The organism is Pleomorphomonas sp. PLEO (assembly GCF_041320595.1).
Lineage (GTDB): Bacteria > Pseudomonadota > Alphaproteobacteria > Rhizobiales > Pleomorphomonadaceae > Pleomorphomonas.
The window spans coordinates 4,936,096-4,949,524 of record NZ_CP166625.1 but is presented as its reverse complement, the minus strand read 5'-3'; the positions used below and the strand labels follow the sequence as shown (position 1 = coordinate 4,949,524).

General features: G+C 62.0%; 13 protein-coding genes. 3 read left to right on the top strand and 10 right to left on the bottom strand.

The features are described from left to right. Window positions 1-190 precede the first annotated feature (190 nt). Window positions 191-523, top strand: a complete 333-nt coding sequence (locus AB6N07_RS22885; RefSeq protein WP_370675346.1) for a lysozyme inhibitor LprI family protein — start codon at window positions 191-193, stop codon at window positions 521-523. A gap of 10 nt (window positions 524-533) precedes the next feature. On the opposite strand, the gene AB6N07_RS22880 is transcribed toward AB6N07_RS22885, so the two are convergent. Together AB6N07_RS22880 and AB6N07_RS22875 are read right to left on the bottom strand one after the other, a co-directional pair. Further along, window positions 534-1,205 carry a L,D-transpeptidase gene (locus tag AB6N07_RS22880; RefSeq protein ID WP_370675345.1) on the bottom strand — a complete coding sequence of 224 codons (672 nt, stop codon included), beginning with the start codon at window positions 1,203-1,205 and terminating at the stop codon, window positions 534-536. A gap of 167 nt (window positions 1,206-1,372) precedes the next feature. Further along, window positions 1,373-2,080 carry a L,D-transpeptidase gene (locus tag AB6N07_RS22875; protein WP_370675344.1) on the bottom strand — a complete coding sequence of 236 codons (708 nt, stop codon included), beginning with the start codon at window positions 2,078-2,080 and terminating at the stop codon, window positions 1,373-1,375. A 318-nt stretch (window positions 2,081-2,398) separates the two neighbouring features. Between AB6N07_RS22875 and AB6N07_RS22870 the strand changes: the two genes are divergently transcribed. Then, window positions 2,399-3,103, top strand: a complete 705-nt coding sequence (locus tag AB6N07_RS22870) for a protein phosphatase CheZ (protein WP_370675343.1) — start codon at window positions 2,399-2,401, stop codon at window positions 3,101-3,103. A gap of 120 nt (window positions 3,104-3,223) precedes the next feature. Then, a complete protein-coding gene (locus AB6N07_RS22865) occupies window positions 3,224-3,877 on the top strand; it encodes a DNA-3-methyladenine glycosylase I (RefSeq protein WP_370675342.1) in 654 nt (217 codons plus the stop codon). 84 nt (window positions 3,878-3,961) lie between these two features. On the opposite strand, the gene hisG is transcribed toward AB6N07_RS22865, so the two are convergent. From hisG to AB6N07_RS22825, 8 genes are all read right to left on the bottom strand, one after another. Beyond that, window positions 3,962-4,954 carry an ATP phosphoribosyltransferase gene (gene hisG / locus AB6N07_RS22860; RefSeq protein WP_370675341.1) on the bottom strand — a complete coding sequence of 331 codons (993 nt, stop codon included), beginning with the start codon at window positions 4,952-4,954 and terminating at the stop codon, window positions 3,962-3,964. Further along, window positions 4,951-6,087: an ATP phosphoribosyltransferase regulatory subunit gene (locus AB6N07_RS22855; protein ID WP_370675340.1), complete on the bottom strand. Its 1,137-nt coding sequence runs from the start codon at window positions 6,085-6,087 to the stop codon at window positions 4,951-4,953. Before AB6N07_RS22855 ends, hisG begins: the two co-directional genes overlap by 4 nt. Further along, on the bottom strand, window positions 6,084-7,580 hold the full coding sequence (gene hisS / locus AB6N07_RS22850) for a histidine--tRNA ligase (protein WP_370675339.1): 1,497 nt from the start codon (window positions 7,578-7,580) through the stop codon (window positions 6,084-6,086). The genes AB6N07_RS22855 and hisS overlap by 4 nt, the downstream gene beginning before the upstream one ends. Before the next feature lie 156 nt (window positions 7,581-7,736). Then, on the bottom strand, window positions 7,737-8,153 hold the full coding sequence (locus AB6N07_RS22845; protein ID WP_370675338.1) for a DoxX family protein: 417 nt from the start codon (window positions 8,151-8,153) through the stop codon (window positions 7,737-7,739). A 173-nt stretch (window positions 8,154-8,326) separates the two neighbouring features. After that, complete coding sequence (locus tag AB6N07_RS22840; RefSeq protein WP_370675337.1) at window positions 8,327-10,132, bottom strand: ABC transporter ATP-binding protein/permease; 1,806 nt, start codon at window positions 10,130-10,132, stop codon at window positions 8,327-8,329. Window positions 10,133-10,385: 253 nt separating this feature from the next. Next, window positions 10,386-12,017, bottom strand: a complete 1,632-nt coding sequence (gene groL / locus AB6N07_RS22835) for a chaperonin GroEL (RefSeq protein WP_370675336.1) — start codon at window positions 12,015-12,017, stop codon at window positions 10,386-10,388. A gap of 53 nt (window positions 12,018-12,070) precedes the next feature. Further along, on the bottom strand, window positions 12,071-12,358 hold the full coding sequence (gene groES / locus AB6N07_RS22830; protein ID WP_370675335.1) for a co-chaperone GroES: 288 nt from the start codon (window positions 12,356-12,358) through the stop codon (window positions 12,071-12,073). Window positions 12,359-12,513: 155 nt separating this feature from the next. Continuing rightward, window positions 12,514-13,407: a DMT family transporter gene (locus AB6N07_RS22825; protein WP_370675334.1), complete on the bottom strand. Its 894-nt coding sequence runs from the start codon at window positions 13,405-13,407 to the stop codon at window positions 12,514-12,516. Window positions 13,408-13,429 lie beyond the last annotated feature (22 nt).

Below are 13,429 nucleotides of genomic sequence, written 5' to 3'. Positions count from 1 at the left end.
GTCCGCTTTCGCCCGTAAAAACGTCGCCTTTCCAGTGTTCTTTAATGTCAATGAAGGCTCGATCCATGTAAGGCGACCATGGACGGACAGCAGGATCATGCGCTAGTCTTGTAAAACGCTGGCGCGTTGGTGCCGGGCCGTCAGGCCGGCTCTCCGACCAGAGGCAGTCGCCCAACGAGAGGGAACGAGTATGAGCGGGTTGGCAGCAGGTTCGGGCATCGTTGCCATCGTCCTTCTGGCGATGTTGGCGCTGCCGGCCACGGCGGCCCAACCCAGTTTCGATTGCGATGGCGCCAAGGCGGAAGTCGAGAAGATGATTTGCGGCGATGATGCGCTCGCCGATCTCGATCTGCGTCTTGCTCGAGATTTCGCGCGGGCGCTCGCCCGGGCCAGCGCCGATCAGGTCCCCGAGCTTCGGGCCTCGCAACGCACTTGGCGGGGGCAAATGCTAAAATGTGCCCAGACGGGCGACCCGCGTGGCTGCGTGCTGGACGCCTACACCAAGCGGATCGACCAATTTTAGAAGCCTGCCTTCAGCGCACCACGACGCGCGTGCCGACCTTGACGCGCTCGTAAAGGTCCATCACGTCGTTATTGGCCATGCGGATGCAGCCTGAGGACGCGTTGGTGCCGATGCTCTTGGGCTCGAAGGTACCATGGATACGGAACAACGTGTCTTTGGTGCCATCGTAGAGATAGAGGGCGCGGGCGCCGAGCGGATTACCGATCTGCCCTTCCATCATGTCGGGGATGTTGTGGCCACGCGCAGCCTCGCGGGCGATCATTTCCTTCGGCGGGAACCAACGCGGCCACTTCTGCCGGCTGCCGATCTCCACGGCGCCCTTCCAGGCAAACCCCTCGCGGCCGACACCGACGCCATAGCGGAGCGCCTTGCCGCCCTCTTCGACGAGGTAAAGATGCTTTTCGCCGGTGTCGACAATCACCGTACCCGGCGGTTCGTCGGTTGGAAAGTCGATCTCTGCCCGGCGAAACGGCTCCGGTGGCAACTGGTCGCCGGTCAGATTGAGATCGCGCGCATCATCGGCGGTGTCGTCAGGCAGGTAGGATAGCGGCTTGACGGGTGTCTCGACGACGGGGGGCTTGGGCGGTTCCACCGGTGCCGACGAGACACAGGCGGAAAGGGCAAGACCGGCAGCGAGCGCCAGCATCAGCGGACGCGCCGGAACAACGGATAATTTCACCATGGATGGACCTGAAGGGTGGGGGAGGGGGGCGCCGCGAGCCGGCGCAGTAAGGCGAATCACGAGAATTGCGTGAACCTAGAAGGCAGCGGTCTCTGATGTCGAGACCGCTGTCGCCAAAAAGGGTACGCGTCCCGCGGTCTCGAGCAAAAAAGACCGAGATGAGGCAGTTACAACACGATGACGCGGGTGCCGACCTTTACCCGCTCGTAGAGATCGGTCACGTCTTCATTGCGCATCCGGATGCAGCCGGAGGAAACCGCGTGGCCAATGGTCCACGGCTCAGCGGTGCCGTGGATGCGATAAAGGGTTGAACCGAGATACATGGCGCGGGCGCCAAGAGGATTTTTCGGACCACCCGGCATCATCACCGGCAGGCCGGGCTGTCGCTGGCGCATCTCTACCGGCGGATGCCAGTCCGGCCACTCGGCCTTGCGCGTGATGCGATGCTCGCCCGCCCACGTAAATCCGGGCCGCCCGACGCCGACGCCATAGCGGCGCGCTAAGCCGCCGTCTTCGACGAGATAGAGATAGCGGTTGACTGTGTCGATGATGATGGAGCCGGGCGTAGCGGGACCATCATAGGCAACCTCCTGTGGCAAGAACTCCGGCGCCAGCGGCAGTGTGCGTGGATCGACCTTGCGCGCCGCTTTCACCTCGGCTTCCGGCGGCGCCGACCAAGCGCGCGGGGTTCGAGCTTGTGGCGCCGCGTAGATCGGCACATTGCCGGGCTGAAGCTGCGTCACCCAGGGATCGGTGAGATTGGGCGACAGCACGATTGGCGGCGGCGCAATATAGCGGCCCGCCTGGGCGGTGGCCGATCCCGTCGAAACGACGACGGCGGCAATTCCGGCGAAGAACAAGGCAGCAGCTCTCATCGGGGAGAACCTCAGTTGATGGGTGTTCGGCGCGGTCGGCGGCTTTCCTCCTCCCGCGCACCGAAAACGAGGCTAGGGAAAGGCGCTCTAGGAATGGTGAATGAGATGCGACCTATTTCCCTCCAAATCGACGGATTTGTCGTCATGGTTAAGGAACTGTATCGAAAATTTCCCCAACCATATGAAACAGCGGGAGAAATTTTGCCCGGCGTGTTTCGGACATACGCGTTGTTAACCGCCGAGTCCTACAGTTAAGGCTCTCGGCGGCGTCGTCCGATCTTGGCGACAGGTTCCGGCCGCGGATACGAGGAGTGAAATATGGCGTTGGCTCGCAAGGCTTATCGTATCGAAGCTATGCTTGGCGTCGGCGCGGTGTCCGAGCCGGCGAACGGCTTTCGTGCCGACGCGATCCTTCATGAACTGAACGAGATAAAGAAGCTGGTCAAACCGCAACAGGAGATCAGCAAGGATATTATCACGGACTACCAGAGGCAGTTCACCGAGGCCTACAAGCTCAAAAACGAGATGGAGACCATCCAGGAGGCAATTTCCCGCACCAAGCAGGAAATCGCCAGTCTTCACGTTTCCGGCTTCAAGGGCGAGGACATGAGCCGCGTCACCGACGAGCTCGACGCCGTGGTGGAAGGTACCGAGCGTGCGACCGAGAGCATCTTGTCGGCGGTAGAGACGATCGACGAGGATGCCACCAATCTCGTTGCCCATCTCAAGGGCGATCAGCAGGCGATGGCGGCCGATATCCAGGAGCGTGTGCTGGCCATCTATGAGGCCTGCAATTTCCAGGACCTCACCGGACAGCGCATTACCAAAGTGGTCAATGTCCTTCGCTTCATCGAGGATCGCGTCAACCGTATGATGGAGATCTGGGGCGGCATGGAGGCTTTCAACTCGATCGAAGCCGACGACTCGCTGCGCCGCGTCGGTGATGCCGCACTGCTCAACGGACCCGCGCTGCCGACTGCCGATTGCGCATCTCAAGACGATATCGACGCGCTGTTCGCCTGAACACAATCCCAGTCGACAATGCAAGGCGGCCGGATCCCGGCCGCTTTTTTGTTGCTGCCAATTCATGGCGGCTGGCGTCGCTAAGATGGCTTCTGTGACACTTCAACTGGGGACGTTGGCATGGACGGCATCATCACGGGCGACGACGGCGTAACGCGCTGTTTTTGGGCGGGCAGTGATCCGCTCTACCGGCGCTACCACGATGAGGAGTGGGGCCGGCCGGTGGCCGATGATACGCGCCTGTTCGAAAAGCTCTGCCTTGAGGGCTTCCAGTCGGGGCTTGCCTGGATCACCATCTTGAGGAAGCGGGAGAATTTCAGAACTGCCTTCGCCGGCTTCGATATTCCGACTGTTGCCGCATTCACCGATGTGGACGTCGACCGTTTGGTGAGCGATGTCGGCATTGTCCGCCATCGCGGCAAGATTGTCTCGACGATCAACAATGCCCGTAGGGCACTGGACCTTCAGGCTGAAGCCGGGTCGCTTGCAGCCTTCATCTGGCGTTTCGAGCCTGCTCCGGAAAGCCGGCCGGCCGGTTTCACAATGAAAGATATCCAGCCGAAGACGGCGGAATCGACTGCGCTTTCCAAGGAGCTCAAGAAGCGTGGCTGGAGTTTCGTCGGCCCCACCACCGTCTATGCCTTCATGCAGTCCATGGGGCTCGTCAACGACCACCTTGACGGCTGCGACGTCCGCGACGCGGTCGAGAAGGAACGGGCTGCCTTCGTTCGGCCCGGAGCAATTCCAGCAAAAGTGAAAACCGGTTTGGCGTAAAACAAAGAGATAGAGCTTCTCCGGTGAACCTAATTTCACCCGGGAAGCTCTAGGTGATGTCGAAGACGCGCAAGACTTTGCCCGTCAGCCTATCTTCGCCTCAAGCTTCTCATAAAGCGCGTTCTTTGCCTCGAACACATATTCCACCGACGAGACGACGGCTGTTGTCGCACCCCGGGCGATCAGCGCCTCGGCTTCGGTTTGGGCGTGGGCCTTCGGCACCAGGAGACTGAGCCCCTCGTCGTGCAGCGACAGGAGCGTCAGATCGGCGCGCGTCCTGAGCTCATCGGGAAGCATCGACGACGGTCGGATGACGGCGTCGATGCGCCGCACCGACCGTGCTCGATCGTCGGCGGCGATGCGGGTGAGCATTCGCCGGCAGGCCGTGCGGGCGGCTTCCGTCCAGGAAGCGGCAAGCGATGCGGCAAGCGCCGCTTCCGAGCGCATGATGACACCGTCGTCGACGATCTTGAGACCATTTTCGACCAGTGTCTGGCCGGTCGAGGTAATGTCGACGATCAGTTCCGCGGTGCCGGCGGCTGGTGCACCCTCCGTGGCGCCTGGGCTCTCGACGATCAGATAGTCGTGCACGCCATGGGCCGTCAGGAAGCGTCGTGTCAGGGCGACGTATTTCGTGGCGACGCGCATCGGCCGATAATGCTTCAGACGGAAGCGCGCGGCGACGTCGGCAAGGTCAGCCATGGTTTGCACGTCGAGCCAGGCCTGCGGCACAGCCACCACCACGTCGGCACGGCCGAACCCAAGGCGGGTGACGATATGGGCCGGGTGGGGCGCCTCCTCTGCTACAACGCGGGCGCTGTCGTCGCCGCCCAGCGTCTCGTGCAAAAGGTCGATGCCGGTGACGGCGAGATGCACATTGCCAGCACCGACCTCGCGAGCGATCTCGGAGGCAGAGCGAAACTGGACCTCGACGCCTTGGAGGCCATCAATGGTGCCGAAATAGTCGCGCGCGCCGCGCGCCTGCCGGATTTGCAGGCCGGATCGCTCGAAGAAAGCCAGAGTCTGCTCTTGCAGCCGTCCTTTGGAGGGCACGGCGACAATCAACGGTTCGGTCATGACGCCCTCCGGAAGCGCTCGGGCCATACGGCGAATCCAACAGCCTTGACGGCGTCGGCGGCCTTGAAATTCCGGACGAGGCCGTCGTAACGGCCCCCTCCGCTCACCTGTCCCACCTCGATGCGGCTTGCGTCGTGGATGTCGAACACGAAGCCGTCGTAGTAGCCGAGACGACGGCCGAAGCCGGCGGCGTAATGCAGCGTCGACAGGTCGACGCCGAGAGCGGCGATTGCCCCGACGCGCGCTTTGAAGCGGTCGACGGCGGCTCGGAACGGTGCGCGATCGCCGATGCGGCCCGAAAGCGCATCAAGGCGAAGAATGCCCTCCGAGATGGAGAGGTCGCCGCCGTTCTCATCCTGCATCGACATGAAATCGGCAATCGCCGTAATCGTTTCGGCCGGCACGCCGTCGGAGGCGGCGAGCATCGCCTGCTCAAGCACCCGTTCGGCAATCTCGCCGGTGGTGCGACCGCCGACCGTCTTCACGCCGGCAATGGACAGAATGTCGGCGAAAAGCTGCCCAACCTTCTCGGCCGGGAAGGCGGAGAGCGCTTCGATGATTTCGGCGTGGGCGGCGAAGCTTGGGAAGCCGAAGCGGCGCTGTTCGAGACGCGCCAGCGTATCGGCGATCTTTTCCGGCTCGCCGAACAGCGCGGTGAGGCGCGCGCGCCAGGCCGGCGGGATGTCCAGCGCGGCAAGCAGCGCCGAGAACAGGGCGACGTCGCCGACGATGATGCGCTGGAGGGGCGCTCCGCAAGCCGCGGTAATCGCCACCGCGTGGGCGAGAGCGGCGGCGTCGGTTGCCACCGGATCGTGGTCCCCCAGGATCTCGCCGCCCACCTGCCACACTTCGTCGGCCTCTCCGGGCCGGCCGTTCCGGAAGACGCGGCCGGAATAACAGAAGCGCCCACCGGCCGGCTCGGCGGCCAACATGGTGCGCACCACGGGAATAGTGAACTCGGGGCGCAGGCACCAGTCGTGGCCGTTGTTCGACGAAGTCACGAAGATGCGGCGCCGGAATTCCTCGCCGGAGATGCGAACGAAGTCCTCCATCGGCAGGAGAACCGGCACATCGACAGCAGCAAAGCCTGCGGCCTTGAAGCTGTCGAGGGCGATCTGGATGGCGTCGGTCATGCCACGCCCCCGGCCGCTTCGACGATCACCCTCACTTCCGCGACGAGGTCGGCGCGAGCGACTTCCTTCTGAGCGGGGCGTGCCGCGCGCCATTCGGCATTGTCGGTGATCCCCGCCGACAGTTCTTTGCCGAGCGCCAGGTCCTTGATCTGAACAAGGCCGGCGTCGCGCTCGTTGGAGCCTTCGATGATGACGCAAGGCGCATTGCGGCGGTCGGCGTATTTCATCTGCGCTTTCATGCCGGAAGCGCCGAGATACATCTCGGCGGCGATGCCGGCGGCGCGCAGCTCGGCGACCATCTTCTGATAGCCGGCGAGTGCCTCAGGTCCCTTGTCCATGACGAGAACACACACCGGACCGTTCACCTTGTCTACGCCCATCTTGCCGAGCGTCCGCAGCGCCGCCATCAGGCGGGAGACGCCGATCGAGAAGCCGGTGGCCGGCACAGGCTCCTTCAGGAAGCGACCGACCAACCCATCATAGCGTCCGCCGCCGCCGACCGAGCCGAAACGCACTGGCCGGCCGTCATCGCCGGTCACCTCAAAGGTCAACTCCGCCTCGAACACCGGGCCGGTGTAATATTCAAGACCGCGCACCACCGACGGGTCGATCTTCACCCGATCGGCATAGCCGGCGGCATCGACGAGGGTGGCAATCAGCTTCAATTCCTCGACACCCTCGCTGCCGCGTACGCTGTCGGTAACCAGCTTGCCGAGGTTGGTGACGGTGTCCGCCGCGCTATCGGCGCCGCTCGCCACGAAGGCGAGTACGACATCGGCTGCCTCGGGCGGCAGGCCGGCGCCCTTGGTGAAGTCGCCGGATTTCTCCTCTGGGTTCTCCCAGCGGCCGGCACCCAACAGGTCGCGCACGCCGGAGAGGCCGATCTTGTCGAGCTTGTCGATGGCGCGCAGCACGGTGAGGCGCGTTCCCGCCTTCTCGTCGCCGGCAAGGCCGATGACTTCCATCACCCCGTCCAGCACCTTGCGATTGTTGACGCGAACGACGAACTGGCCCTTGCTGAGACCAAGCGCCTCCATGGTATCGGCCATCATCATGCAGATCTCGGCATCGGCGGCCACCGATGGCGCGCCAACCGTGTCGGCGTCGAACTGCATGAACTGGCGGAAGCGGCCGGGGCCCGGCTTTTCGTTGCGGAACACCCAGCCGTTGCGATAGCTGCGATAGGGTTTCGGCAGCTTTTCATGGTTCTCGGCGTAGAAGCGGGCAAGCGGCGCCGTCAGGTCATAACGCAGGGACAGCCACTGCTCGTCATCGTCCTGGAAGGAGAACACGCCCTCGTTCGGGCGGTCCTGATCGGGCAGGAACTTGCCGAGTGCATCCGTGTATTCGATCAGCGGTGTTTCCACTGGCTCGAAGCCGTAGATTTCATAGGTATGTCGGATGGTCTCGATCATGGCCTCAGTCGCCTTGAGTTCGGCGGGGGTACGATCGACGAGACCGCGCGGCAGGCGCGCCTTGAGATAATCCGACATCGGTTTTGTGCCCTGGAATAGCGGCCGGCAGTGGCCAAAACGCGCGAAAACCCGCGAGCGGGGCGCGCGGGTTTTCAAGTAATCGATAAGCACCGAAAGGGCAAGGCGAAGCGGCTGTTTCCGCCTGTCGTCCGCCCTCCCGGTTGTGTTGTCCGATCAGGCCTTGCCGAGCTTGGCGTCGGCCGACAGCGCACCGGCACCCGCGCCCACCAGCGCGAGGAAACCGCCGGCGATGGTGATGTTCTTCATGAAGGCAAGCCAGTTCATCATGTCCATCATTTCCTGACCGGCGGTGCCGCTGATCGCCTTGTAATGGAACAGATAGCCGGCAACGACGCAGAAGCCGGCCAGCAGGACGGAGACGATGCGCGTCTGGAAGCCGACCAGAATGGCGAGGCCGCCACCGAACTCAGTCAGGATGACGAGCGGCAGAAGGATTGTCGGCACGCCCATGGCCTGCATGTAGCCCGCGGTACCGGCGTAGCCGACGATCTTGCCCCAGCCGGAGGTGATGAAGAGGATAGAGAGAAGAATGCGTCCGGCGAGCAGCGCCGGGGCCTTGATGCTGTCCATGTCGGTGACTCCAAAATCGAGAGATTCTGCGGCATCGACTGACGCCGTTGCTGTCCGTATAGCTACGCATGGGACGCTGGCATAGACATGAAAAAAGCGACGCATTGTTCCCGTCAAGGAAACAATGCGTCGTGAGATGCGCTCGAAGGGTTTACAACGCTTGCCGACGCTCGTCAGGTAGCGGCAATGGCTGTGGCAGTTCCAAGCACGAAGGGGCCGCCGTCCTGCTTATGAAGCTCGACCAGTTCATCGTGAAGATGTCGCAGTGAAGAGCGGTGACCGATCGAGACGATCGCTGCTTTCGGCAGCCGCTCCTTGAGAAGTTTGTACAGTGCCTCCTCAGACGTTTCGTCGAGCGAGGCGGTGGCCTCGTCGAGAAGCAGGAAGTCGGGTTCGGCCAGAATGGCGCGCGCGATGGCGACGCGCTGTTGCTCGCCGCCGGAGAGGCGGGAAGCGAGATTGGGACCTTCGGAGAGGTCGTCGAGCCGATCGGCGAAGGCGCCGAGGCCGACGGCCGAGAGCACGTCGCGCACCTTGGCGTCGTCATGGGTTTCAGCGGCATTGGGATAGGCCAGCGCCTGCCTGAGCGTGCCGAGCGGCAGATAGGCAGTCTGCGGCAGGACCATCACGCGCGCACCGTCGGGAATGCAAAGTTCGCCGCTGCCGAACGGCCAGATCCCGGCCAACGCCCGGAAGACGGATGTCTTTCCGGCGCCGGAGGGGCCCGAGATCAGCACTGATTTGCCCTTTTCGAAGGCTACCCCGTCGAGGCGAATAAGCGGCTTCCCATCGGGCAGGGAAACGATGGCACCGTTGGCTGTGATGGCGTCGCCGCCCTTTTGTTTCACCGCCACACCGGGCTTTGCCGCGTCGGCTTCGGCAGCCGACATCGCCCGCTCGAAGGTTGTCAGACGGTCAAGGACAGCTTTCCAGTTGGCGATCGCTCCGTAGAGTGAAACAAAAATCGAGAAATTGCCTTGCACCTGTCCAAAGCCTTGGGAAGTCTGGATAAGAATGCCGAGTTGCATGGTCGAGCCGGCGATAAAATAGGCCGGCGCCAGCATCAGGAAGGGGAAGACAATGGAGAATTGATCGTAGAAGCTGGTGAATGTCCTCAGATTCCGGTTGGCATCCATTAACGCGTACCAGTTGGCAACGACACGGCCGAAGGCGGAGCCGAACACCTTTTTCTCAGCCGGTTCTCCTTTGAGAAGTGCGATCTCCTCGGAATTTTCGCGAAGCCGCATCATGGAATAGCGGAAGTCAGCTTCGAAATGCTGTTGCTGGAAATTCAGCTTGATCAGTGGCCGCCCAATGAGATGGGTGAGATAGGTACCGAAGATCGAATAGAGAATTGCAGCCCAAACCAGGTAGCCGGGAATGGTCGAAAAGTTGAAACTACCGATCGAATAGGGGAAAGCCGAGGATATAGCCCATAATACCCTACTGAAGGCATAGAGCGTCAGGACAGTGTTGAAGATCTGTACGAAGATGCTGAGGGTGGTGGTTATGAAATCGCTGATGTCTTCGGCTATGCGCTGATCGGGGTTGTCGGTCTTCCCATAGCTCGTCGCGAGGCGATAGTGGTTTGAGTTGGCCAACCAACGATTGATGAAGCGTTGGGTCATCCAATCCCGCCAGCGGATACGCAGCCAACTGGTGAGGTAGATTTCGACCACGCCCGAAGCAATCATCAAGAAGGCGATAATGGTGAAGAAGCCAAGTTCGGTCCAGAAAGTAGGTCCGTTGCGGTCCTGCATCGCCGTATAGAAGCGATTGTACCAAGCGTTGTACTGGACGTTGAGATAGACTTGGGCAACGTTGATCGCCAGGATAATGCCGAGAAGGCTGAGAGCGATCCAACGTTCTTGCAAGCGAACTTTGAACCATCGGAAGGCGAGGTCGCCTTTTTGCTTTTCCTTGAAATAGGGAACGGCGAGGCGCCAAGCCAGTGCGAGCGTCGCTAGGAGTGCTTTCATCAGGTATCCCCGGAACGGCGGATGGTTCGTTGAAGTGACACAGAATCCTGCTGCTGAAACAATGAAATTCGTTCGCCACAGCAAGGAAGTTTCGAATTTTCTCAGGCTCGACAGCACGGCCTGATCGCGGCGACATTGCGGCGGAGCGGATGAAGCTTTTGTAAGACAAGCCAAAGCAGGACAAAAAGAAAGGGCGCCGCTGTCGCGACGCCCCGTCGATCGTTTCTGCTTTATGGACTTCAGATCTTCTAGATCAGAAGTCCATGCCGCCCATGCCGCCGCCCGGCATGGCCGGAGCGGATTCCTTGCGCGGCAGCTCGGCTACCATCGCTTCGGTGGTGACCAGCAGGCCGGCGACCGAGCCGGCGTTCTGCAGAGCGGTGCGCACAACCTTGGTCGGATCGATGATGCCGGCCTTGATCATGTCGACATAGGTCTCGTTCTGGGCGTCGAAACCGAAGGTTTCACCCTTCTCGAGCACCTTGGAGACGACGACCGAGCCTTCGACGCCAGCGTTGACGGCGATCTGACGGATCGGCGACTCGAGAGCAGCGAGAACGATCTTGATGCCGCGCTCGATGTCCAGGTTGTCGGACTTGAGCTTGGCAACGGCGTTCTTGGCGCGCAGCAGCGCGGTACCACCGCCCGGAACGATGCCGGCTTCAACAGCGGCGCGAGTGGCGTTGAGCGCGTCGTCGACGCGATCCTTCTTTTCCTTGACTTCGACTTCGGTCGAACCACCAACGCGGATGACGGCAACGCCGCCGGCCAGCTTGGCGAGACGCTCCTGCAGCTTCTCACGGTCGTAGTCCGAGGTGGTCTCCTCGATCTGCGCCTTGATCTGGGCAACGCGAGCCTCGATGTCGGCCTTGGCGCCAGCGCCGTCAACGAGCGTGGTGTTCTCCTTGGAGATCGACACGCGCTTGGCATGGCCGAGCATGGCGAGCGTGACGTTCTCGAGCTTGATGCCGAGGTCTTCGGAGATCACCTGACCGCCGGTCAGGATGGCGATGTCCTCAAGCATGGCCTTGCGACGGTCGCCGAAGCCCGGCGCCTTGACGGCGGCGATCTTCAGGCCGCCACGCAGCTTATTGACGACGAGCGTGGCAAGCGCCTCGCCTTCGACGTCCTCGGCAACGATCAGCAGCGGACGCGACGACTGGACGACAGCCTCGAGCACTGGCAGCAGGGCCTGGAGGTTGGAGAGCTTCTTCTCGTGGATGAGAATGTACGGATCGTCGAGATCGGCGACCATCTTCTCGGCATTGGTCACGAAATACGGGCTGAGGTAGCCACGGTCGAACTGCATGCCTTCGACGACTTCGAGCTCGGTCTCGGCGGTCTTGGCTTCCTCGACGGTGATGACACCCTCGTTGCCGACCTTCTGCATGGCGTCGGCGATCATCTGGCCGATCTCGACTTCGCCATTGGCGGAAATCGTGCCAACCTGGGCGACTTCAGCCGAGGTGGAGATCTTCTTCGAGCGGGCGTTGAGATCCTTGACGGCTTCGGCAATGGCGAGATCGATGCCGCGCTTGAGATCCATCGGGTTCATGCCGGCGGCAACCGCCTTGGCGCCCTCACGGATGATGGCCTGGGCCAGAACGGTGGCGGTGGTGGTACCGTCGCCAGCCTTGTCGTTGGTCTTCGAAGCAACTTCGCGGACCATCTGGGCGCCCATGTTCTCGAACTTGTCGGCAAGCTCGATTTCCTTGGCGACCGTCACACCGTCCTTGGTGATGCGCGGAGCGCCGAAGGACTTGTCGATCACGACGTTGCGGCCCTTCGGACCCAGCGTGACCTTGACGGCATCAGCGAGAATGTCCACGCCGCGCAGCATCTTTTCGCGGGCGTCGGAACCGAATTTGACTTCCTTGGCAGCCATGGATTTTTTCCTTGAAATGAGAGGTTAACGGAGGACGGATCGGCCTGATACAATCAGCCGACGATGCCCATCACGTCGGATTCCTTCATGATCAGGAGGTCCTGACCGTCGATCTTCACTTCGGTGCCCGACCACTTGCCGAACAGCACCTTGTCGCCAGCCTTGACGTCGAGGGCGATGAGTTCACCCTTCTCGTTGCGGGCGCCGGGGCCAACGGCAACGACTTCGCCCTGCTGGGGCTTTTCCTTGGCGGTGTCGGGGATGATGATGCCACCGGTGGTACGCTCTTCGGACTCCAGCCGGCGAACGACGACGCGGTCGTGCAGGGGACGGAACTTCATGTTCGGCTCCTCGTTTCTAAATTGCCCGTGGTGTGCGCGCTTTTGCCTCACAGACCACGGTGAAAAATGTTGCTGTTAGCACTCGCCACTGACGAGTGCTAAGCGGGCCGGAGATAGGCGCGCGCCGCCTGTCTGTCAAGGGCGGGTCCGGTATTTCACGGACAACTATCGTCCGCGCGAGGCCGAACGGAGGCGGCGATCGGCTGGACCACGACGAGGCAGGCACCGATGATGATGACGGCGCCCAGCAGTGTATGGGCGCTCGGCACTTCGGCAAAGAACACCATGCCAAAGGTGACGGCCCAGATCAGCGCGGTAAACTCGAACGGGCCGAGCAAAGTCGCCGGCGCATGCTTGTAGGCCCAGGTGATGGCATAGTTGCCGCCGGTGCCAAGGGCGCCGATCGCCAGGAACATCATCAACATATGGCCGGGGACCGGCTGGTACCAGTAAAGGGCGAACGGCAGTACGACCATTGCGCTGATGAAGTTCTGCACCAGGATCATTTGCGGCACGCTGTCATGGGCGGTATCGCGACGCGACAGGATCATGGAGAGGGCGTAGGCAACGGCCGAAGCGAGCGCCATGGCAAAGCCAAGTGGGCTTCCCGCCTCCGAACTCAACTTTTCCGCCAGCATGACGACGACGCCCAAAAAGCCGAAGGCGGCGGCAAACAACGAGCGGCGAGTGACCGGGTCGCCAAGCATCGCCGCTGAAATCATAACCATGAAGAAGGGCGATGTGAAGGTGAGGGCCACGGTCTGGGCGAGCGGTAGCAACTTGAGCGCGCCGAAGAACAGCACCGCGCAGCATAGACCGGCCAGCGAACGGCCGACAGCGCGCCGGATGGTCGCCCAGCTCAGTCGGAGTTGGCCTTGTACCGCCGCCGAACTCGTTGAAAAAATGAGGCCAGCCGCGTAGCGCAGGAACACGACCAAGGCCAGCGGCGTGCCGTAGGTGGTCGCCTTGACCAACGCGTCCAGTCCCGAGAACAGGAGCACGGCAAGGAGGGCGGCACCCGCCGCGTGAAGGCGCATCGACGGCTGCATGACATCTCCGGACGAGGCAGCG